Below are 20,996 nucleotides of genomic sequence, written 5' to 3'. Positions count from 1 at the left end.
AGTGGTGGTAAAACCCGGTATAATTCCTGTCGTTGTTTTTTCCTCCCGGCACCCTCGGCACCAGAAAGGGCGGCTTTCATGTCCGAAAACGATGGCACCTTCACCGTCATGACCTACAACGTGCACCGGCTGACCGGCAGCGACCGCCATACCTCGGCCGCGCGCATAGCCCAGGTCATCGAAACCTACCAGCCCGACATCGTGGCGCTCCAGGAGCTTCCCGGCGCGCGCTTTCGCCCCGAGATCGGCGGCGCCTGCCAGGACCTCGCCCGTGAACTGGCGCTGGTGGTGCGAAGGGACGTGCACTACAACCTGGAGCGGGAGCGCTGGGGCAACGTGGTCTTCAGCCGGTTCCCGATGCGGCTGGTCCGGGCCGGGGGGCTGCACCCGGAGAACCGTTACCGGACCATGGTGCCGCGGGGTGTCATGTGGGTGGAGATCGACGTGTACGGGACGAAACTGCAACTGGTGAACACCCACCTGGGGCTTACCCCGCGGGAGCGCAACTACCAGGCCAAGGTGCTGACCGGCGCCGAGTGGCTCGCCCATCCTGATTGCCGCCCGCCGGTGGTCCTTTGCGGCGACTTCAACGCCCTCCCCAGTTGGAGCATCCACAAACGCCTGCGAAACGCCTTGCAGGACGAGCAGGATCGGCTCAAGTTCGGGCATACCCAGTTCACCTTTCCCAGCAACATGCCCATAGTCAGGTTCGACCATATCTTCATCTCGCCCGACCTCGCGGTGGAGAGCGAACTGATTCCCCGCACCAAGCTGACCCAGGTGGCCTCGGACCACCTGCCCCTGGTCGTAAAGCTGCGCCTGGCTTGCGTCGAGCAAGAAGGGGCGTCAGTGAAGTAGCACCGAAAATTTCTAAAAAACCTAAAGTCCATGGCCGGCCCGGCCGAAGAGAGGGAAGGATCAAACAGATGCCCCGCGGAGGGGAAAACGGAGAGAAGCCATGAGCGAATACACGGAGATGCCGGACGATATGGAAGTTCAGGAAGTTATCATCGAGCGCGTGCTGCAGAACACGGGTTCTTTGCTGGAAATCTGCCTGGTGAAGCACGGCCGCCAGTACGAGGCGGCGATCTTCGTGGAGAAGAAGTACAAGCCGGGACCGCCGCTGCCGCGCCCGTTGGAGAGCCCCTCCGGCAACTACAGTCACTGGATGGGGGTGCGTCCCAAGGTCGGGCTTTCGCAGGAGGAGGCGGACAAGATCTTCTACGAGGTGAACGGCTTGAACGCCCTGCACCGGATCCAGATGAAGGATGAATGGGGACACCTGCTGGATACGGTCTAGCGCCAATGAGCGGAAGGGACTGGCTCCGTAAGGTGCCTGTCCCTTTAGCCGAACGCTCCATTCCGCCCAGCTACCCTACACAAGCAAAAGGGGACAGGCACCTTGCGGAGCCAGTCCCCCTCCTACCAAAAAGGGCCGCTCCCATCGTGGGGGCGGCCCTTTTCCTTTCTGCAGTTCGGTCCTCTACATCTCCACCCGGGTCAAGACCCCTTGCAGCTTGCTGGCGGGGAGCTGGTTGAACTGGACGAAGTTCGGGCTCAGCTTCTTGATGGCGTTGAACACCTTCCAGATCGGGTTGTTGGTGGTGATGTCCTCGACGCCGTAGAAGATGACCTTCTCGTGGATGTTGTTCTTGTTCAGGAGCGTCTCGATGTCGATCACTTCCATGTAGCCGGCGAAGATCTCGAAGGAGTCCAGGCCGCTGCCCCGGTTCTCGGTCAGCTTGTAGGAGACCCCGAACGGCTCGTCGGTCCTGATGATGGAGATGAAGACGTTGCGCTCGTAGATGATGTTGCTGCGGATGATGCAGTGCACGACGTAGGGGGGCACGACCGCCCACTCGCGGGTGAAGAAGAGACCCGTCCCGGGAATGGTGCGCTGCTTGGCGAAGATCTGCTCGTAGGAGAGGAGGAAGGTCTCCACGTCCAGCGGCTTGAGGGCCCGGTACAGGGCGCGCTGCCCCTTGGTCCAGAGCAGGATGGTCAGGAAGGGAATCGACGCGAGGATGAGCGACCAGTAGCCGCCGTGCGGCAGCTTGTTCAGGTTGGCGATCAGGAACACGAAGTCGACCACGGTCACGGCGATGGCGACGGGGACCTTCCACTTCTTGGTGGTGTTGGCGAAGATCATGGTCATCATGATCCCGGTGATGGTCATGCTGCCGGTGACGGCGAGGCCGTAGGCGGCGGCCAGGTTCTCCGACTTGCCGAAGAGCAGCATGATGAAGATGACCGCCACCATGAGGGTCCAGTTCACGGAGCCGATGTAGATCTGGGATTTCAAGTGGCTCGAGGTGTAGTCCACCTTCATGAGCGGCATGATCCTGGTGGTGATCCCCTGGTAGATGATGGAGAAGACGCCGCTGATCAGGGCCTGGGAGGCGATCACGGTGGCCAGGATGGTGAGCAGCAGGAAGGGGATGTACAGGTATGGGGCCTGCCCGTGGATCATGCCGAATAGGGTGTTCTTCTCGTGCTGGTGCTCCAGCAGGAAGGCGCCCTGCCCCAGGTAGTTGATCACCAGGGCGACGAAGACGAAGTACCACGCCCGCACGATCGGCTTTCTCCCCAGGTGTCCCATGTCGGCGTAGAGCGCCTCGCCCCCGGTGGCGCACAGGATGACCTCGGACAGGACGAAGAAGGCGGACATGCCGTTGTCGAGGAAGAACTTGATGGCGTACCAGGGCGAGATCGACTTGAGCACCTCGGGGTGGCCCGAGATGGCGATCAGGCCGGAGACGGTAAGTGCCGAGAACCAGAGCACCATCAGAGGGCCGAAGGCGCCTGCCACCTTGTCGGTTCCCTTGGATTGGAAGATGAAGAGGATGATGGCGATGGTGGCTGCGATGGCGATCACCCCTGCCTGCGACAGGTTCGCCGTGGCCGGTATCAGCTCAAGACCCTCGACGGCGGAGAGTATGGAGATGGCCGGCGTGATGACGCCGTCGCCCAAAAGCAGGGAGACCCCGATGAAGGAGAGCAGGCCGATGAATCCCATGGAGCGTCCCCCCTTGAGCAGGCGGACCAGGATCTCCTTCAAGACGATGGTGCCCCCTTCCCCCTTGCGCCCGAGGCTCATGGCGAGCCAGGCGTACTCGACGGTGACCAGGATGAACAGGGTCCACACGATCAACGACAGGATGCCGAAGATGTTGTCCGGTGTCGGCTTGGTGAGGGCGAAGATGACGGTAAGGGTATAGATGGGGCTCGTGCCGATGTCGCCGAAAACCAGGCCCATCGATTTCACTACCCCAGCCCAATATGATTGTTCGTGTTTCTGCATGGAGTACGCCTCCAGATGGTAACAGCGCGCAACTTATATCACCGCTCTGCACCACTGACAAGAAAAACCGCGCAATGTGCTGGCGTATCTAAGTCTGGGCTCGCTCCGTTTCGGAGCGCTCATGGTCAAGCGCGGCGTGTACTGACATAAAGAACTGCGCCGCCGCGGCTTGGTACAGTGTCAGCTCTCGTTTTGTTCCGTGCGCGTGCCAGGAGCGTCCGGGCACGCGAGCGCCACTCGCCCTGTAACTGGCGGAAATCCTTGTTTGCGCTTGACATTCCTCCTTATTGCTTGTAGCTTAAGTCGTTTCTCTCATGGCTTGAACTGACAGCGCGGAGGCCGTTTACATGGATTACAAGGATACTCTCAATCTCCCCATCACCAACTTCCCGATGAAGGGAAATCTCCCCCAGCGCGAGCCCGAGATGCTCAAGCGGTGGGCAGAGGTTGACATACACAAAAAGATCGAGGAGGCCGGCAAGGACAAGCCGCGCTACGTGCTGCACGACGGCCCTCCCTATGCCAACGGTCACATCCATATCGGTCACGCGCTGAACAAGATCCTCAAGGACATCGTGCTGAAGAGCAAGCGCATGGAAGGCTTCGCCGCCCCCTACGTGCCGGGGTGGGACTGCCACGGTCTCCCCATCGAGCTGCAGGTGGAGAAGAACCTCGGTTCCAAGAAGCACGAGATCTCGAAGCTGGAGATGCGCAAGCTCTGCCGCGAGTACGCAGCGAAGTTCGTCGCCATCCAGCGCGCCGAGTTCGAGCGCCTGGGCATCTTCGGCGACTGGGACGAGCCGTACCTGACCATGAATGCGAGCTACGAGGGGGCTACCGCCCGCGAACTGGCCCGCTTCGCCGAGAACGGCGGCCTCTACAAGGGTAAGAAGCCGGTACACTGGTGCTCCTCCTGCGGCACGGCGCTGGCCGAGGCCGAGGTCGAGTACGCCGACCACAAGTCCCCGTCCGTGTTCGTGAAGTTCCCGCTCAAGGAAGAGCTCGGCGGAGCGGTACCGGAACTTGCCGGCAAGAAGCCGTCCATGGTGATCTGGACCACCACCCCGTGGACCCTCCCGGCGAACCTCGCCATCGCGCTGCACCCTGAGCTCGACTACGTGGCGCTCGCGCTCAATAGCGACGACGTGGTCATCGTGGCCGACGGCCTCAAGGAGAGCTTCCTCAAGGAGATCGGCGCCGAGGGGACCGTGCTGGCCAAGTTCCCCTCCAAGATCCTCGAGAAGAAGCTGGCCCGCCACCCGTTCTACGACCAGGATTCCATCATCCTCCTGGGCGAGCACGTCACCCTGGAAGCCGGTACCGGCTGCGTCCACACCGCGCCCGGCCACGGCCAGGAGGACTACGAGCTGGGCCTCGCGGCCGGTCTCGACATCTACAACCCGGTCGACAACCGCGGCCGCTTCTACGAGAACATCGAGTTCTTCGGCGGCCAGTTCGTCTTCGACGCCAACAAGAACGTGATCGAAAAGCTGACCGAGGTCGGCGCGCTCCTGGGCTCCAGGGAGATTTCCCACTCCTACCCGCACTGCTGGCGCTGCAAGAAGCCGGTCATCTTCCGCGCCACCGAGCAGTGGTTCATCTCCATGGAGAAGAACGACCTGCGCGGCAAGGCTCTCACCGAAATCAACAACGTGAACTGGATCCCTAAGTGGGGCCGCGAGCGCATCTACGGCATGATCGAGAACCGCCCCGACTGGTGCGTGTCCCGTCAGCGCTCCTGGGGCGTGCCCATCGCCGCCTTCTACTGCAAGAGCTGCGGCCACGTCATGGCCGACGGCAAGATCATGCACCAGGTCGCCGACCTCTTCGCCGAGCACACCTCCGACATCTGGTACGACTGGGATGCCGCCAGGTTCCTGCCGGAAGGGACCACCTGCCCCTCCTGCGGCAAGAACGAGTTCGAGAAGGAAGGCGACATCCTCGACGTCTGGTTCGACTCCGGCACCTCGCACGCCGCCGTCCTCGAGCTGCGCGACAACCTGGGCTCGCCGGCCGACATGTACCTGGAAGGGAGCGACCAGCACCGCGGCTGGTTCCACTCGTCGCTTCTGGCCAGCGTCGGCACCCGCGGCCGCGCCCCGTACAAGAACGTGCTCACCCACGGCTTCGTCATGGACGGCGCCGGCCGCAAGATGAGCAAGTCCGTGGGCAACGTGGTGGCTCCCGAGGACGTCATCAAGAAGTTCGGCGGGGACGTGCTCCGCCTCTGGGTGGCGGCGCAGGACTACCGCGACGACCTGCGCATCTCCCAGGAGATCCTGACCAGGCTCTCCGAGAGCTACCGCCGCATCAGGAACACCTGCCGCTACATCCTGGGCAACATCCACGACTTCAACCCGGACACCGACTGTGTCCCGTTCAATGAGATGCCGGAGCTTGACCGCTGGGCCATGCACCAGCTGGAGCTTTTAAAGGAGAAGGTGCTCGCCTCCTACACCGACAGCGAGTTCCACATCCTCTACCACGCCGTCAACGGCTTCTGCACCGTCGAGATGAGCGCCTTCTACCTCGATATCCTGAAGGACCGCGTCTACACCTCCAGAAAGGATTCTCTGGCCAGGAGAAGCGGGCAGACCGTGATGTACAAGGTGCTCGACGCCCTGGTGCGCATGGTGGCGCCGGTACTTTCCTTCACCGCCGAGGAAGTCTGGGCCGAGATGCCCGGCACCCGCGAGACGAGCGTGCACCTGGCGCTCTTCCCGGCCCTCACCCCCGAGGTCAAGGACGACGCGCTGGCCGTGCGCTGGGAGAAGATCATCAAGATCCGCTCCGAGGTTTCCAAGGCGCTCGAACTCGCCCGCGTCAAGAAGGTGATCGGGCACTCCCTCGACGCCGCCGTTGCCATCAAGGCGTCCGGCGAGACCGAGGCGCTCCTGAAGGATTATGCGGATCAGCTCGCCGAGATCTTCATCGTCTCGAAGGCGGGGCTTGCCGGCGAGGTTTCCGGCGAGGTCTACGTCGCGGAAGGGGTGGACGGGCTCGAGGTGGGGGTCAGCGCGGCTCCCGGCGAGAAGTGCGAGCGCTGCTGGTGCTACAGCGAGAAGCTGGGTGAAGACGCCGGGCACCCCGGCATCTGCCCGAAATGCCTCGCTGCGGTGAAATAAACTACTTCAGGGACCCTATGAAACCAAAATACTCCATCCTCGCGGCGGTCTCGGCGCTGGTGCTGGTCCTGGACCAGTGGAGCAAGGTCTACATCGACAAGAGCATGACCCTGCACAGCTCCTATCCCGTCATCGAGGGGTTCTTCAACATCACCTATCTGCGCAACAAGGGCGCCGCCTTCGGTATCCTGGCCTCTTCGAGCTATCGGCTTCCCTTCTTCCTGCTGGTCTCGAGCATCGCGGTCATCGTGATCCTGGTGGCGGTGAGCAAGATGCGGGACGACCAGACCTGGAACGTCGCCTCCCTGTCGCTGATCTTTTCCGGCGCCCTGGGCAACATGATCGACCGGGTGCGCCTGGGCGAGGTCATCGACTTCCTCGACGTCCATTGGAAAGGGCACCACTGGCCCGCCTTCAACATCGCCGACTCCGCCATCTGCGTCGGTGTCTTCATCCTGGCGGTGGACATGGTGCTCGAGGAGCGCAGGGAAAAGAAGAACCCGCCCACTCAGGACGCACACTGAACGTTTCCTTTGATAAAAGGGGACTGGCTCCACTAGGTGCCTGTCCCCTTTGTTTTTGGTGAAGCTGGCTGAGCTGGAAGAAGCGTTCCGCTAAAGGGACAGGCACCTGACGGAGCCAGTCCCCTCCTTCATCAACCTTCCTGCTGGCTCTCCTCCAACAACCTCGTGAACAACTCCCTGATCTCGTTGGGCAGGCGCCGCGCCTTCATCTCAGGGCTGACGCAGGCCAGGGTCACCTTCGCCTCAACCAGCAACTTGCCGTCCTCCTTCCTGACCACCTGCTGCGCCACCGTGAACGAACTGTTCTTCAGCGTCGCAATCTGGGTGCGCACCACCAGGAGGTCGTCCAAACGGGCCGGTGCGCGGAAATTCGCCTCGATGGCGACAACGGGGAAGATGATCCCCATGTCGTGCATCTCGCGAACCGACAGGCCGTGCCCCCTCAAGAATTCCGTCCTCGCCCTTTCCATGTAGCTTATGTAGTTGGAGTGGTACACCACCCCGCCCGCGTCGGTGTCTTCGTAGTAAATCCGTACTTCCAATGCAACCTCCAAAAAACGTCATTTACAGGGATAAAGGGGATAACTGGGATAAAGGCTTTAAGGCATAAAGGATTTTGGTCTAAAACCAAAAGACTGGTTTAGATATCCCCTGTATCCCCTGTATCCCTGTTAACCGCCTTTGACCTTTTCGCCTGGCTGCGGGTCCGTGAGCGCCTGCTCTCCGACCGCCTCTCCCAAAATCCTGCCGTACACCTCGCGCACCGCCTCGGTGACCCGCTCGTAATCGGCCATGAGCGCCTGTCCCGGGTTCTTCAGCATCGGGTCGTAGCCGAGCCGCCTGGCGAGCTTGTTCAGGTACTTGAGCGGCCCGCCGAGGTCGTTCATCGAGTAATCGTGGATGATGCGCAACCGGTTCTCCAGGCGGCGCAGGAAACGGTACCCTTCGGCGAGCGACTGGAAATCGGGCTCGGAAATGATGCCGACCATGCGCATGGCATCCATCGCCTCAAGGGAATTGGAATTGCGGATCTCGCGGTGCTCGCAGCCGTACTTCAACTGCAGGAACTGGATGATGAACTCGACGTCGACCATGCCGCCGCGGCCGGTCTTGATGTTGTAGCTGCCGGTCGATTCCTTGGCGAGCTCGTTCTCCATGCGCATCCTGAGCCGGTGGATCTCCTTACGCACGTTATCGTCGGCGCTGGAGCCGTACACCGTCCGCTCGATGACCTGTTCCACCTTTTCCTTGAGCCGTGGATCGCCGTAGGTGACCCGCGCTTTGGTGAGCGCCTGGCGCTCCCAGATCTGCGCCTCGGTGGCATGGTAGGCCTCGAAGGCCTCGATGGAGGTTACCAGCGGCCCGGCGTTGCCGGAGGGGCGCAGCCGGGTGTCGATCTTGTAGGCGTACCCCTCGCGGGTCTGGGTGGTCAGCACCAGGATGATCTTCTGCCCGAGCTTCGCGAAGTACTCGCGGTTGGTGATGCTCTTCTCGCCGTCGGTGAACCCCTGACCGTCGTAGATGTAGATGACGTCCAGGTCGGAATGGTAGTTCAGCTCGAAGCCGCCCAACTTTCCCATGGCCACGATGGCGAAGGCGGCCTGGTGTTTGCTGCCGTCCTCGTCGGCCACCATGGGGCGGCCGAAGCGGGCCAGTTCGCCGGTCGCAATGCAGCAGGCCGCGGCGAGGGTCACGTCGGCGAGATCGGTCAACTGCTGCGCCACCTCGGGCTGTTTCATCTTGCCGTAGATGTCGTTCATGCCGATGCGCAGGAACTCCTCGTGGCGATAGCCCCGCATGGCGTCCAACTCTTCTTCGAAGCCGTCGGCCTGGGAGATGAAACCATTTAGTTCCTCGGCCATGGTGGCGCGCTCCTTCTGCAGGTAGGCGTAGCCGCGCGTGGTCATGCTGTCCAACAGTTCCGGGTGGCCGATGAAGATCTTGGAGAGGAACTCGGACATGCCGAACATGGAGGTGAGGAGTTTAAGGATGTCGCGGTTCTCGGCCAAAAGGGCGTAGATCGAGGAACGGGTCCTCTGCGAGGAGAGGAAGCGTTCCAGGTTCGCCAGCGCCAGGTCGGGGTCGGGGCTGTGGAAGACCTCCTGCAGAAAGAGCGGGGCGATCTTCTCCAGGGTGCGCCGTCCCTGTTCGGTCAGGTTCACCTTGGCCGGGCCGTCGCGCAGCACCAGGAGGTTCTCGTAGGCGGCATCGGGGTGCTCGAAATGGCGCTCCTCGAGCATGTCCTTGATGAGATCGGGATCGGCGTTGTGGTCGAAGAAGAAGTGCACCTCGGGAAGCACCTCTTCCTTGATCTTCTCGTCGCGGGACAGGAACAGGTCGCCGTAGATGGCGGAGACGGCGCGCCGGTGCCCTTCCAGGGTCTCCCTGAAGCGCTGCAGGCCGTCCTTTCTCAGGTAGCCGCAGCGCCTGGCCAGCGCGTGCAGTTCCTCGTCCTTACGGGGGAGGGCATGCGTCTGCCGCTCCTGCACCACCTGGATCCGGTGCTCGACGGTGCGCAGGAAGCGGTAGGCGTCGGCGAGGGCGGAGCAGTCGGCTTCCTTGATGATGCGTGCCTGGTGGAGTGTCTGCAGGGCTTTGAGGGAGTTGCGCTCGCGCAGGTGTGGGTTCTTGCCGGCATAGACCAGTTGCAGCGCCTGGATGAAGAACTCGATCTCCCGGATGCCGCCGCGCCCGAGCTTGATGTTGACCTCCCCTTCCTGGTTGCGGGCGAGGGAGGCGTCGATCTTCTTTTTCATCGCCATCATGTCCTCGATCAGGTTGTAATCGAGGTAGCGGCGGTAGATAAACGGGGTGAGCGCGGCCAGGATCCTCTCGCCCAGATCGATGGAACCGGCGACCGGGCGCGCCTTCATCATGGCGGCGCGCTCCCAGGACTGGCCCCACGCCTCGTAGTAGACCTCGGCGGAGCGCATGGAGCTGGCGAGGTCCCCGGCCTTGCCGTCGGGCCGGAGCCCCATGTCGACGCGGAACACGAAGCCGTCCTCGGTCACCTGGGAGATGGCGCGGCTCACCATCTCCGCAAGCTTCACGAAGAAGGCGTGCAGGGAGAGCTTGCTCTTGAACCCGCCGCGCCCGTCCGGGATGCCGGTACTCTCCCCCTTGTCGGAGGAGTAGAAGTAGATCAGGTCGATGTCGGAGGAGAAGTTTAGTTCCCGGCCGCCGAATTTGCCCATGCCGATGATGGTGAACTCCGCCTGTACCGGACCGTCGGCGCTCTGCTCCATCGGTGTGCCATGTTCCTGCACCAGTTGGGCGAAGGCCGCCTCGTAGGCAATCTGAAGGGTGGCCGCGGCGAGCGACGAAAGTTCTCCGGTGACCTCCTCCAGGGTGGCGAGGCCGTTGAGGTCGCGGGCGGCGATGCGCAGCATCTCGGCGTACTTGAAACGGCGCAGATGGGAGAAGAGGTCGGCGTAGCCGGTTCCCTGCGGGACGCGCTCGCGCAGGGCCTGCAGCATCTCGGCCTCGTCGCGGCGCTGCATGATCTCGCGCTCGATAAAGAGGCGCTGCAGGTACGAGGGGTCGCGGCAGATGATGTTGGTGAGAAAGGGGGAGGAACCGCAGATGTTCATCAACTGGATGTTGAGCGCCCGGCGGGAGCAGATCTCCAGCAGGATGTCGCGCGGCACCACGGTGCTGATGCGTTCGAAGCCGTTCAGCGCCATGTCCGGAAGCGGCGTGGCGAGTGCGGCGAGCGCCAGTTCGACCAGGCGCTCGCCCGGCAGCATTTCGGAAAGAAGCCTCAGGTTTTCCACCGTGCGCGCGCCGTAGCTGAAGCCGACCTGTTCCAGCTGGTGGGACAGGTCCCCCTTTTCCGGCTCGGAGAGCGCGGAAAGAAGCAGCGCGGCCAGGTCGGCGAGGCGCCTCATAGCCCGACCAGTGCCTTCAACTCCCTCTCGTAGTCGCCGCGCACCACCCCTTTTTCGGTGATGATGCCGGTGATGTAGCGGGCGGGGGTCACGTCGAAGGCGGGGTTTCTCACCTTCACCCCCTCGGGCGCGATGCTGACACCCTGGACCTTGGTGACCTCTTCGGAGCTGCGCTCCTCGATGGGGATCTGGTCGCCGTTGGCGAGTTTCAGGTCCAGGGTCGAGATCGGTGCGGCCACGTAGAACGGGATGCGGTTCTCCTTGGCCAGGACGGCGACCGAGTAGGTGCCGATCTTGTTGGCGGTGTCGCCGTTGGCGGCGATGCGGTCGGCGCCGACCACGCAGAAGTCGATCTGCCCGCTCTTCATGAGCCACCCGGCCATGTTGTCGGAGATGAGGGTGACCGGGATGGAGTCTTTCATCAGTTCCCAGGCGGTGAGGCGGGCGCCCTGGAGCCAGGGGCGGGTTTCGTCGGCGAAGACGCGGATGTTCTTGCCCGCCTCGTGCGCGCCGCGGATGACGCCCAGCGCGGTGCCGTAGCCGGCGGTGGCGAGCCCCCCGGCGTTGCAGTGGGTGAGGATGGAGGCGCCCTCCTTGACCAGGGCGGCGCCGTGGCGGCCTATCTCCTTGCAGATGGCGAGGTCTTCGGCCTCAATGCTGATCGCCTCCGCCTTGAGGATTTCGCGGATCGAGTTGAGGTCGAGCTCCTTGTGTTGCAGCGCCACCCGTTTCATGCGCTCCAGTCCCCAGAAGAGGTTGACCGCGGTGGGGCGGGTGCGGCCGAGCACGTCGCAGACGTTCTCGAGCTGGCGGTAGAAGGTGTCGAAGCTGTCCGCGATGATCTCGCGGGCGCCCAGGGCGACGCCCATGGCGGCGGCGATGCCGATGGCGGGGGCTCCGCGGACCACCATGCCGCGGATCGCCTCGGCGACCCCCTGGAAGTCCGTGTACTCGTTGTAGACCTCCTCGGCCGGGAGCCGGGTCTGGTCTATCATGATCACCTTGTTGTCGCGCCACTCTATGGTTCTGAAGGACATCGTCCACCTCTTTAAACTTCTACTTCGTTAATTCAAAGGCCTATTTTTAACGCAAAGGCGCAGAGACGCAAAGGTAAACCGGAAAACAGGTTTAAAGACTTCACCTGATTTGTTTTCTCTGCGACTTTGCGTCTTTGCGTTAATTCCAGCCTTTAGGACTGGAGCTTTTTCAGGAGCAGCTCGTTTACCAATGCGGGGTTGGCCTTGCCTTTGGAGGCGCGCATGACCTGGCCGACGAAGAAGCCGAAGACGGTTTCCTTGCCGCCCCGGTACTGCTCGACCTGGGCCGGGTTGTTCTTTAATACTTCGTCGACCATCGCCTCGATGGCACCGGTGTCGGAAACCTGCACGAGGCCCTTCTCCTCGACGATCTTCTCCGGCGCCTTCCCGGTCTTGTACATCTCGTCGAACACGGTCTTGGCGATCTTGCCGGAGATGGTTCCTTTCTCCATCAGCTTCAAGAGGTCGGCCAAGAGGGGCGGCGTCACCGGGCAGTCGGTGATGGAGCGGTTGTTGTCCTCGTTGAGCGCGCGGGAAACCTCGCCCATGACCCAGTTCGACACCGTCTTCGCCTGCGGGAACAGGGCGACGGTCTCCTCGTAGTAGGCGGCCAGCTCGCGGCTCGACACCAGCACCTCGGCATCGTACTCGGGAAGGCCCAGTTCCGCGACGTAGCGGGCGCGCTTCGCCTCCGGCAGTTCGGGGAGGGTGGCGCGCACGTCCTCGATCCACTGGTCCGGAATCAGGACCGGAACCAGGTCCGGGTCCGGGAAGTAGCGGTAGTCGTGCGCCTCTTCCTTGCCGCGCATGGAGCGGGTGGTGCCGGTGTTCGGGTCGAAGAGGCGGGTTTCCTGGATCACCTTGCCGCCGTCGTCGAGGATCTCGGCCTGGCGCTCGATCTCGTACTCGATGGCCTGCTTGATGAACTTGAAGGAGTTGATGTTCTTAAGCTCCGCGCGGGTGCCGAAGACGGTCGAGCCGACCGGCATCAGCGAGACGTTGGCGTCGCAGCGGAAGCTCCCCTCCTCGAGGTTGCCGTCGCAGATGCCCAGGTACATGACGATCTGGTGCAGCTTCTTCAGGTAGGCGATGGCCTCGTCCGGCGAGCGCATGTCCGGCTCGGAGACGATCTCCAGAAGCGGCGTGCAGGCGCGGTTCAGGTCGACGCAGGAATCGTCCACTCCCGGGATGTCGGCGTGCACCAGCTTGCCGGCGTCCTCCTCCATGTGGATGCGGGTGATGCCGATCCGCTTCGTTTCGCCGTCCACCTCGATGTCCAGGTGGCCGTGCTGGCAGATGGGGAGGTCGAACTGGCTGATCTGGTACCCCTTGGGGAGGTCCGGGTAGAAGTAGTTCTTGCGGGCGAACACGTTTCGCTGCGTGATGGAGCAGTTGGTGGCGAGTCCCGCGAGGATCGCGTTTTCCACCACCTGCTTGTTGAGGACCGGGAGCGCGCCGGGGAAGCCGAGGCAGACCGGGCAGGTCTGGGAGTTCGGCTCCGCGCCGAAGCGGGTCGAGCAGCCGCAGAAGATCTTGGTGTTGGTGGTGAGCTGGGTGTGCACCTCAAGCCCGATGACAACCTGATATTTCATAGATAGCTCCGACGAGTTATTTTTCTCGGTAATGCTTCCCCCCTCCCGACCTCCCCCCTCCAGGGGGAGGAGTGGACCATCGTCCGACATGGGAGTTGCTACTCCCTCCCCCGGAGGGGGAGGGCAGGGGAGGGGGAAAAGGTTACAGCGGCGCCTTCTTCAGGTGCCACTGGGTCTCCTTCTCGAACGCATAGGCGGTGGAGAGGATGGCGGCTTCACCGAAGGGCTTGCCGATCAGCTGCAGGCCGATGGGAAGACCGTCGGCGCTGAATCCGGCGGGGATGCTGATGCCGCAGGTCCCGGCCAGGTTCACCGGAATGGTGAAGATGTCGGACAGGTACATCTGCAGCGGGTCGGCCAGCTTCTCCCCGATCTTGAAGGGGGGCGTCGGCGCGATCGGGGTCAAGAGCACGTCCACCTCGTTGAAGGCGTTCAGGAAGTCCTGCATGATCAGGGTCCTGACCTTCTGGGCCTTGACGTAGTAGGCGTCGTAGTAGCCGGAGGAAAGGGCATAGGTGCCGAGCATGATCCTTCTCTTCACCTCGGACCCGAAGCCTTCGGCGCGGGTCTTGGCGAACATCTCCTTGAGCCCCCGGACATCCTCGGCACGGTGCCCGAAACGGACGCCGTCGTAACGGGCCAGGTTGGAGGAGGCCTCCGCGGTGGCGATCAGGTAGTAGGTGGCGACGGCGTACTCGGTGTGCGGCAGGCTCACTTCGCGCAGTTCGGCGCCCAGGCTCTTGTACAGGGCGATGGCCTCGTCCATGGCGCGCTTCACGTCCGGGTCGAGACCCTCGATGAAGTACTGCTTGGGAAGACCGATCTTCAGCCCCTTGACCCCCGCCTGGAGACCGGCGACGTAGTCGGGGACCGGCGTGTTGACCGAGGTGGAGTCCTTGGGGTCATACCCGGCGACCGCACCCAGAAGAAGCGCCGCGTCGGTTACGTCGCGGGTGAGCGGCCCGACCTGGTCCAGCGACGAGGCGTAGGCGATGACGCCGTAGCGGGAGACCCTGCCGTAGGTGGGTTTTAGGCCCACGCAGGAGCAGTGCGAAGCGGGCTGGCGGATGGAGCCGCCGGTGTCGGTGCCCAGGGTCGCGGTCGCGGTGCGCGCGGCGATGGCGGCGGCGGAACCGCCGGAGGAACCGCCCGGGGTGCACTCGAGGTTCCACGGGTTCTTCACCGGCCCGAAGTAGGAGGACTCGTTGGAGCTTCCCATGGCGAACTCGTCCTGGTTCAGCTTGCCCACGATGACCGCGCCCTGTTCCTTCAGCTTGGCGACCGCGGTGCCGTCGTAGGGGGGGACGAAGTTTTCCAGGATGCGGGAACCGCAGGTGGTGCGGATGCCCTTGGTGATGAAGATGTCCTTGAGCCCGACCGGGATGCCGGTCAAGGGCGCCACGTCGCCGGCGGCGATGCGCTTGTCGGCCGCTTCCGCCTCGACGAGCGCCTGCTCCGGGGTGACGGTGATGTAGGCGTTCACCTGGCCGTCCACCGCCTCGATGCGCTCCAGCATGGCGCGGGTCGCCTCGACCGAGGAGACCTCCTTCGCCTTAAGCTTCTCGTGCAGCTCGTGTATGGTAAGGTCGTAAATTTCCATTAAATACTCCGATCGGTGATAACTCCCTCCCCCGGAGGGGGAGGGCCGGGGTGGGGGAAGTCTTTGAAAAGCGATGCCCCCTCCCTGACCCTCCCCCTCCGGGGGAGGGAACAGTTGGGAGATGCTCGGTTGCTATTCTATGACCTTGGGCACCCTGAAAAAGCTCTCGGCGCGCAAGGGCGCGTTGGCGAGGGCGGCTTCCACGCCGATGGATTCGGCGGGTTGGTCGGGGCGGAAGGCGTTTTCCATCGGTACCGCATGCGAGGTCGGTACGATCCCCTCGGTGTCCAGTGCGTTCAGCTTCTCCACGTAGGCGAGGATGCCGTCCATCTGTCCGGTGAAGGTGTCCAGCTCGCTGTCGGTAAGCTCCAGCCGCGCGAGCCTGGCTACGTGCTCCACCTCACTTCTCGTGATCTTCATACCTGCTCCAAATGCGCCCCTGGCGGGGCGTCGTGATGTTAAAAGATGTTCCCGGTTATTATCATGAAAGGGCTGAAAAGGCAACGGGACCTAATCCGGAAGCACCAGCCCGGCTTCGGCGACGTTGGAGGGCGCGCTCTCGACGGTCTGGCCGTCAACGGTGGCAACGCTGGTCACTGCGTAGTCGTAGGTCAGCCCGAGGATCACTTCCTTGTCCTGGTAGCTGTTGCCGGTCAGCGGCGCCTTGTTGAGCGGGGTGAGCGGCATCGGCTCACCCTTCTTGCTCCGGTACACGTTGTACCCGGCAGCCGTCCCCTGCTCCGGAGGGAGCGCGACGAAGTTCAGCGTCACCTCGTTGGGCGAACCTGCCGCCTCCAAGACCGGAGGGAGGGGAGGGGTAACCGCCGTGCGCCGCACCTTGTTGGAGTCCTTGCTCTGCGCGCCTTTCCGCGTGAAGGAGCGCACCTTGTACTGGTAGGCCTGCCCCTTTCTCAGGTCGAAGTCGTCGTAGATCCAGAGGCTCCCGACCTGGCGCGCCCCTTCGGGGAGATCGAGATCGACCAGCGCCAGCTGCCTGTAGGCGTTCGGGCACTCCTCGCAGTCCTCTCCGGGAGGGAGCACGTTGCGCCGGAAAAGCAGGAAGCCGGAAAGATCCTCAAGCTTGCCCCCCTTTTCCTGCTTGCCCGGTCCGGTCCAGCTCACCTGGAACTCGGCCCCCTTCTGCGCCACGGCCAGCGTGCCGATCGGTGCCGGCACCAGCGCCTCGGGGGGGATCAGCGCGCCTTTCTTGCCGCAGCCGGAAAGCAGCGAGAGCGCGGCGGCCAGGAACAGGGCCGGCAGGAATCGACGCGCGGCCGCCACTTAACGCCCTTCCTTGGCGCGGGCGATCTCTGCCTTGACCCGCTCCAGCGCGGTGCCGCCGGTCGCGCGGCGTGCGTTGACGGAAGCCTCCAGGGTGATGGAGCCGAAGATGTCATCCTCGATGCGGTTGGAGAAGATCTGCCACTCGGCCAGCGACAGTTCCGGGATGTCCATCTCGTTCTCGATGCAGTAGCGCACCGCCTTGCCGACGATCTCGTGGGCGTCGCGGAACGGGATCCCCTTCCGGACCAGGTAATCGGCCACGTCGGTCGCGGTGGAGAAGCCGGCGGCCGCAGCGATTTTCATGCGCGCCTCGTTCACCTTCATCTCGCGCACCATGTCCGCGAATATCTTGAGCGACCCTTTCACCGTGTCGATGGTGTCGAACAGCGGCTCCTTGTCCTCCTGCATGTCCTTGTTGTAGGCCAGGGGGAGCGACTTCATCAGGGTGAGCAGCGCCATGAGGTTGCCGTAGACCCGGCCGGTCTTGCCGCGCACCAGTTCCGGGACGTCGGGGTTCTTCTTCTGCGGCATGATCGAGGAGCCGGTGCAGAAGGAGTCGGAGAGGTCGACGAACTTGAACTCGCTGGTGGACCAGAGGATCAGCTCCTCGGCGAAGCGGGAGAGGTGCATCATCAGGATCGAGGAGGCGGCGCAGAACTCGATGGCGAAGTCGCGGTCGGAGACCGAGTCGAGCGAGTTCCTGGTCACCTCGGGGAAGTCGAGCAGTTCGGCCACGTACTCGCGGTCGATGGGGAAAGTGGTTCCGGCCAGCGCGCCGGCGCCCAGCGGCAGCACGTTGGTGCGCTTCAGGCAATCCTCCATGCGCCCCTTGTCGCGCTTGAGCATCTCGTGGTAGGCCATCATGTGGTGCGAGAAGAGGATCGGCTGCGCGGTCTGCAGGTGGGTGAAGCCCGGCATGATGACGCCCAGGTTCTGCTCCGCCTGGTAGATGAGCGCGTCGATCAACAGGTCGATGTAGGCGGAGATCTCCACCAGTTCGTCCCGGAGGTAGAGGCGGATGTCCAGCGCCACCTGGTCGTTCCTGGAGCGGCCGGTGTGGAGCCTCTTGCCGGCGTCGCCGATCTTCTCGGAGAGGCGCGCCTCGATGTTCATGTGGATGTCTTCCAGGGAGACCGAGAAGTCGAATTCGCCCGCCTCGATCTTGTCCAGGATCTCCCGCAGGCCGTGCACGATCTCCTCGACGTCCTTCATCGGGATGATCCCCTGTTTGCCCAGCATGGTGGCGTGGGCGATGGAGCCGCGGATGTCCTGGTGGTACAGGCGCTTGTCGAAGTTGATGGAGGCGGTGAACTCTTCTACGAACTTGTCGGTGGGCTGGGTGAAGCGGCCACCCCACAGTTTGTCTTTGGACATGTTTTTCGATCTCCCTACGTTCAATGGTGATTTCATCACTCCTCCCCCCGGAGGGGGGAGGACGGGAGGGGGGCATTCCAGCGTCCCCCTCCCCACCCCTCCCCCTCCGGGGGAGGGAGCTAAATTCTTCGCTACTAAAGTCCTAGCTCCGTCTCGCCGCCCGCCTTGATCCAGCCGCTATCGGTCCAGCGCAGCACCGTGTGCACCTTCAACGGCATCCGTGAACTCCTCGGGTCGAGCTCGTGGTAGAGCGGCAGGTTGAAGTAGAAAAGCCTGGTCCCGGTGCCGAACCTCAAGCGGCATACCGGCGCGCCGCCGAAGTCGTCGCTGGAAAACTCCCGCTCCTGGACTGGAGACATCTTGTGGCGCGCGCTGATGGCCACGAAGGAGACGCCGTAGCAACCCTCGCAGCGTACCCCCTCGATCTCGCTCTCGTCGGAGCAGTTGCCGAAGACGGTCACCGTCTCGCGCACCCCCGGGGTGTCCTCCAGGTGCTCCCCGTAGAAGCCGGTCAAGACGTCGCGGTAGGCGCTGTGCTCGGGCTTTGGGTTGCACTGGATCACGAAGAGGGCGTCCAGCGACTGCCGCATGGTGAAGAAGAGCCGGTCGGCGTGATCGATGATCTGCTTGATGTTGGAGGAGTAGAGGTCCCGGTAGAGGTAATCAAGGCAGATGATCGTCATGAAGTTGAAGCAGGCCGGCTCGCCGCGGAACAGGTAGAAGTGGCGACCGCGGTACAGGTCGTGGTCCTTGTCCAGGAACTCCTCGCCGCGGAAGGGATGCGTCTTGGCCTCCAGAAAGACCCGCAGGCGCCCGCTGCTTTCCTTGATGGCGATGCAGCACCAGTTGACCGGCATGCCGAGGATGTCGCCGGAGTCGATGTCGCGCTCCACGCACTCCAGCGCTTCGGCGTTGTCGTCCTGGAAGCGGGTCAGCAGCGCCCGGTACTGCTCCAGCGTGATCTGTTCCATGCCGAACATGGTCACCGTGTTGGCACGGAAGCGCTCCGAGATCACGTCGAGCAGGTCGTCGAAGCGGGAGACCGGGACCGACGTTTCCGGGAACATCAGGAAATGCAGCCGCTTCAGGTTCCCCGCGCCGTCGGCAACCAGGTCCAGGACGCTGCGCACCATGTGCCACTGCTCTTCCGGGTTGACCGGCGAGAACAGGTGCTCGCGGCGCTGCAGCCGGTTCGGGATCTGCGCGATGAGGCAGTGCAGGTGATGACCCAGAGGGAAATCGAGCTGGACATGTTTCTCGACGATCTTGACCATGGGCAGGGAACCCCGATTGACGATGGACAATGCACAATTGACAATGAACAGCGGACTGCACATCAAAACAACTAGTTAACGCAAAGGCGCAGAGGCGCTAAGAACATCAGGAAAAACGTGAAGGCGAATTGGGCGGCTTTCCCCCTTGCGCCTTTGCGTTAAATTGACCGCTTTTGGTTTATCGGTTTGTTTCTCTGCGCCTTTGCGGCTTTGCGTTAAATAAAAGGTTTTGCGACGCCGTATCAGTCACCAGCCGTTGTCAATTGTCAATTATCCATTGTCAATTGACGTAAAGATCTTGCTCAGGATAAAGCGGGCGCCGGCGGGCATCTTGTAGCTGGGCAACTCGTCCGGCTCGACCCAGCGGGCCTCGGCCACTTCGTCCTTGTTGTGGTTCACGTCGCAGTAAAGCGGCGTGCAGCGGTAGTAGATGATGATGAAGTGGTAGTTGGCCTCACCCGGCGTCACGTGCTCGAAGACGTCGATGAGGTCGCCCACTTCCACCTCGAGGCCCACCTCTTCCCAGACCTCGCGCTTGAGCGCCGCCACGATCGGTTCGCCGAGGTCGATCTTCCCCCCCGGCATCACCCACTCCCCCTGGAAGGGAGGGATGTTTCTCTTGGTGAGGAGCACCCGGCCATCACCGTCGATGATGACGGCGACCACGGAGGTCACTATGTGGCTGGCCTTGAAACCGTTTTGCTCCATATAAGCGGATAGGGGCACGAAAGCCTCGTGCCCCTATGACCCTCCTTTACTGCCAGCTCAACTACTTGTTCTTGTTGGCCATCATCAGGGAACGGATCCTGAGCCTCAGCGAGTTCAGCTTGATGAAGCCTTCGGCGTCCGCCTGGTTGTAGACCTGGTCCTTCTCGAAGGTCGCGAAGTCGAGGTTGAACAGGGAGTCGCTCTCGGACTTCCTACCAACGGTGCGCACGTGCCCTTTGTAGAGCTTCAGGCGCGCCACGCCGTTCACGGTCTTCTGGGAGTCGTCGATCATGCACTGCATCATCTCGCGCTCCGGGGAGAACCAGTAGCCGTTGTAGATCATCTCGGCGTAGCGCGGGATCAGGGAGTCACGCAGGTGCATGACTTCGCGGTCCATGGTGATCTGCTCGACCGCCATGTGCGCCTCGCGCAGGATGGTGCCGCCCGGGGTCTCGTACACGCCGCGGGACTTCATGCCGACCGAACGGTTCTCGAGGAGGTCGACGCGGCCGATGCCGTGCTCGCCGCCGATGGTGTTCAGGTGCGCGAGCAGCTGCGCCGGGGTCATGCGCACGCCGTCGACGGCGACCGCGTTACCCTTCTCGAACTCGATCTCGATGTACTGCGGCTTGTTGGGCGCCTTCTCCGGAGCCTTGGTGAGCACGAACATGTTCTCGGGCGGCTCGAGCCAGGTATCCTCCAGGATGCCCCCTTCGAAGGAGATGTGCAAAAGGTTGCGGTCGGAAGACCAGGGGCGCTTCTTGGTGATCGGGATCGGGATGTCGTTGCGCTTGGCGTAGTTGATCAGCGCCTGGCGGGAGTTGAGCTTCCACTCCCTCCACGGGGCGACCACGGTGATGGCCGGGTTGAAGTGGTAGTAGGCCAGCTCGAAGCGGACCTGGTCGTTCCCCTTGCCGGTGGCGCCGTGGGAGACGGCGTCGCACCCCTCGATCTTGGCGATTTCCATCTGGCGCTTGGCGATCAGCGGGCGCGCGATGGAGGTGCCCAGGAGGTAGGAGCCCTCGTAGATCGCGTTGGCGCGGAACATCGGGTACACGAAGTCGCGCACGAACTCTTCGCGCAGGTCGTCGATGTACACCTTGTCGGCGCCGGTCTTGAATGCCTTCTCGCGCACCGGCTCGAGCTCGTCGCCCTGGCCGAGGTCTGCGGAGAACGTCACCACCTCGCAGCCGTACTCGTTTTTGAGCCACTTGAGGATGATGGAGGTGTCAAGCCCGCCCGAGTAGGCGAGGACGATCTTTTTCACTTCTTTCTTTGCCATGGGTTCTC

Annotated in this window: 16 protein-coding genes; 4 read left to right on the top strand and 12 right to left on the bottom strand. The window is 62.8% G+C overall.

Annotated elements, in window-relative coordinates:
* Nucleotides 1–78: 78 nt before the first annotated feature.
* Together KOL99_RS00600 and KOL99_RS00595 are read left to right on the top strand one after the other, a co-directional pair.
* Entirely contained in the window at nt 79–858 is a 780-nt protein-coding gene (locus tag KOL99_RS00600; protein ID WP_216508487.1) for an endonuclease/exonuclease/phosphatase family protein, read from the top strand.
* Nucleotides 859–958: 100 nt separating this feature from the next.
* Nucleotides 959–1,300, top strand: coding sequence for a hypothetical protein (locus KOL99_RS00595; protein ID WP_216508485.1), 342 nt, complete (start codon nt 959–961; stop codon nt 1,298–1,300).
* 183 nt (nt 1,301–1,483) lie between these two features.
* On the opposite strand, the gene KOL99_RS00590 is transcribed toward KOL99_RS00595, so the two are convergent.
* Nucleotides 1,484–3,301 (bottom strand): KUP/HAK/KT family potassium transporter, encoded by a 1,818-nt coding sequence (locus KOL99_RS00590; RefSeq protein ID WP_216508483.1) that lies wholly within the window; start codon nt 3,299–3,301, stop codon nt 1,484–1,486.
* A 347-nt stretch (nt 3,302–3,648) separates the two neighbouring features.
* On the opposite strand from KOL99_RS00590, the gene ileS reads away from it, so the two are divergent.
* The gene (gene ileS / locus KOL99_RS00585; RefSeq protein WP_216508481.1) at nt 3,649–6,426 is read left to right on the top strand and encodes an isoleucine--tRNA ligase; all 2,778 of its coding nucleotides are present in this window, start codon (nt 3,649–3,651) and stop codon (nt 6,424–6,426) included.
* Nucleotides 6,427–6,443: 17 nt separating this feature from the next.
* A complete protein-coding gene (lspA, locus tag KOL99_RS00580) occupies nt 6,444–6,950 on the top strand; it encodes a signal peptidase II (protein ID WP_216508479.1) in 507 nt (168 codons plus the stop codon).
* A gap of 131 nt (nt 6,951–7,081) precedes the next feature.
* Here the strand turns inward: lspA and ybgC are convergent, their stop codons facing one another.
* The 11 genes from ybgC to KOL99_RS00525 form a co-directional block, all read right to left on the bottom strand.
* Nucleotides 7,082–7,492: a tol-pal system-associated acyl-CoA thioesterase gene (gene ybgC / locus KOL99_RS00575; RefSeq protein ID WP_216508477.1), complete on the bottom strand. Its 411-nt coding sequence runs from the start codon at nt 7,490–7,492 to the stop codon at nt 7,082–7,084.
* A gap of 129 nt (nt 7,493–7,621) precedes the next feature.
* On the bottom strand, nt 7,622–10,837 hold the full coding sequence (gene glnE / locus KOL99_RS00570) for a bifunctional [glutamate--ammonia ligase]-adenylyl-L-tyrosine phosphorylase/[glutamate--ammonia-ligase] adenylyltransferase (protein WP_216508475.1): 3,216 nt from the start codon (nt 10,835–10,837) through the stop codon (nt 7,622–7,624).
* The gene (gene mtnA / locus KOL99_RS00565) at nt 10,834–11,874 is read right to left on the bottom strand and encodes an S-methyl-5-thioribose-1-phosphate isomerase (RefSeq protein WP_216508473.1); all 1,041 of its coding nucleotides are present in this window, start codon (nt 11,872–11,874) and stop codon (nt 10,834–10,836) included. The genes glnE and mtnA overlap by 4 nt, the downstream gene beginning before the upstream one ends.
* Nucleotides 11,875–12,026: 152 nt before the next feature.
* Complete coding sequence (gatB, locus tag KOL99_RS00560; RefSeq protein WP_216508471.1) at nt 12,027–13,466, bottom strand: Asp-tRNA(Asn)/Glu-tRNA(Gln) amidotransferase subunit GatB; 1,440 nt, start codon at nt 13,464–13,466, stop codon at nt 12,027–12,029.
* A gap of 142 nt (nt 13,467–13,608) precedes the next feature.
* The gene (gene gatA / locus KOL99_RS00555) at nt 13,609–15,066 is read right to left on the bottom strand and encodes an Asp-tRNA(Asn)/Glu-tRNA(Gln) amidotransferase subunit GatA (RefSeq protein ID WP_216508469.1); all 1,458 of its coding nucleotides are present in this window, start codon (nt 15,064–15,066) and stop codon (nt 13,609–13,611) included.
* Between the two features lie 132 nt (nt 15,067–15,198).
* Entirely contained in the window at nt 15,199–15,486 is a 288-nt protein-coding gene (gene gatC / locus KOL99_RS00550; RefSeq protein WP_216508467.1) for an Asp-tRNA(Asn)/Glu-tRNA(Gln) amidotransferase subunit GatC, read from the bottom strand.
* A 90-nt stretch (nt 15,487–15,576) separates the two neighbouring features.
* The gene (gene lptM, locus KOL99_RS00545) at nt 15,577–16,347 is read right to left on the bottom strand and encodes an LPS translocon maturation chaperone LptM (protein WP_216508465.1); all 771 of its coding nucleotides are present in this window, start codon (nt 16,345–16,347) and stop codon (nt 15,577–15,579) included.
* Nucleotides 16,348–17,724 (bottom strand): argininosuccinate lyase, encoded by a 1,377-nt coding sequence (argH, locus tag KOL99_RS00540; protein ID WP_216508463.1) that lies wholly within the window; start codon nt 17,722–17,724, stop codon nt 16,348–16,350.
* A 134-nt stretch (nt 17,725–17,858) separates the two neighbouring features.
* Nucleotides 17,859–18,998, bottom strand: coding sequence for a hypothetical protein (locus KOL99_RS00535; RefSeq protein ID WP_216508462.1), 1,140 nt, complete (start codon nt 18,996–18,998; stop codon nt 17,859–17,861).
* A gap of 270 nt (nt 18,999–19,268) precedes the next feature.
* Nucleotides 19,269–19,706, bottom strand: coding sequence for an NUDIX domain-containing protein (locus KOL99_RS00530; protein WP_216509373.1), 438 nt, complete (start codon nt 19,704–19,706; stop codon nt 19,269–19,271).
* Between the two features lie 61 nt (nt 19,707–19,767).
* Nucleotides 19,768–20,988 (bottom strand): argininosuccinate synthase, encoded by a 1,221-nt coding sequence (locus KOL99_RS00525; RefSeq protein WP_216508460.1) that lies wholly within the window; start codon nt 20,986–20,988, stop codon nt 19,768–19,770.
* Nucleotides 20,989–20,996 lie beyond the last annotated feature (8 nt).

Source organism: Geomonas azotofigens (assembly GCF_018919395.1).
Classification (GTDB): domain Bacteria; phylum Desulfobacterota; class Desulfuromonadia; order Geobacterales; family Geobacteraceae; genus Geomonas; species Geomonas azotofigens.
Note: the sequence above shows the minus strand (reverse complement) of the source record. Positions and strands in the feature narration are given on the sequence as shown.

Excerpts from the sequence above, each read along its gene's own strand:
- gatB (WP_216508471.1), bottom strand. The coding sequence starts at position 13,466 with ATGAAATATCAGGTTGTCATCGGGCTTGAGGTGCACACCCAGCTCACC.
- ileS (WP_216508481.1), top strand. The coding sequence starts at position 3,649 with ATGGATTACAAGGATACTCTCAATCTCCCCATCACCAACTTCCCGATG.
- KOL99_RS00530 (WP_216509373.1), bottom strand. The coding sequence starts at position 19,706 with ATGGAGCAAAACGGTTTCAAGGCCAGCCACATAGTGACCTCCGTGGTC.
- mtnA (WP_216508473.1), bottom strand. The coding sequence starts at position 11,874 with ATGTCCTTCAGAACCATAGAGTGGCGCGACAACAAGGTGATCATGATA.
- gatA (WP_216508469.1), bottom strand. The coding sequence starts at position 15,066 with ATGGAAATTTACGACCTTACCATACACGAGCTGCACGAGAAGCTTAAG.
- KOL99_RS00535 (WP_216508462.1), bottom strand. The coding sequence starts at position 18,998 with ATGGTCAAGATCGTCGAGAAACATGTCCAGCTCGATTTCCCTCTGGGT.
- glnE (WP_216508475.1), bottom strand. The coding sequence starts at position 10,837 with ATGAGGCGCCTCGCCGACCTGGCCGCGCTGCTTCTTTCCGCGCTCTCC.
- KOL99_RS00525 (WP_216508460.1), bottom strand. The coding sequence starts at position 20,988 with ATGGCAAAGAAAGAAGTGAAAAAGATCGTCCTCGCCTACTCGGGCGGG.
- KOL99_RS00600 (WP_216508487.1), top strand. The coding sequence starts at position 79 with ATGTCCGAAAACGATGGCACCTTCACCGTCATGACCTACAACGTGCAC.
- lspA (WP_216508479.1), top strand. The coding sequence starts at position 6,444 with ATGAAACCAAAATACTCCATCCTCGCGGCGGTCTCGGCGCTGGTGCTG.
- KOL99_RS00590 (WP_216508483.1), bottom strand. The coding sequence starts at position 3,301 with ATGCAGAAACACGAACAATCATATTGGGCTGGGGTAGTGAAATCGATG.
- gatC (WP_216508467.1), bottom strand. The coding sequence starts at position 15,486 with ATGAAGATCACGAGAAGTGAGGTGGAGCACGTAGCCAGGCTCGCGCGG.
- KOL99_RS00595 (WP_216508485.1), top strand. The coding sequence starts at position 959 with ATGAGCGAATACACGGAGATGCCGGACGATATGGAAGTTCAGGAAGTT.
- argH (WP_216508463.1), bottom strand. The coding sequence starts at position 17,724 with ATGTCCAAAGACAAACTGTGGGGTGGCCGCTTCACCCAGCCCACCGAC.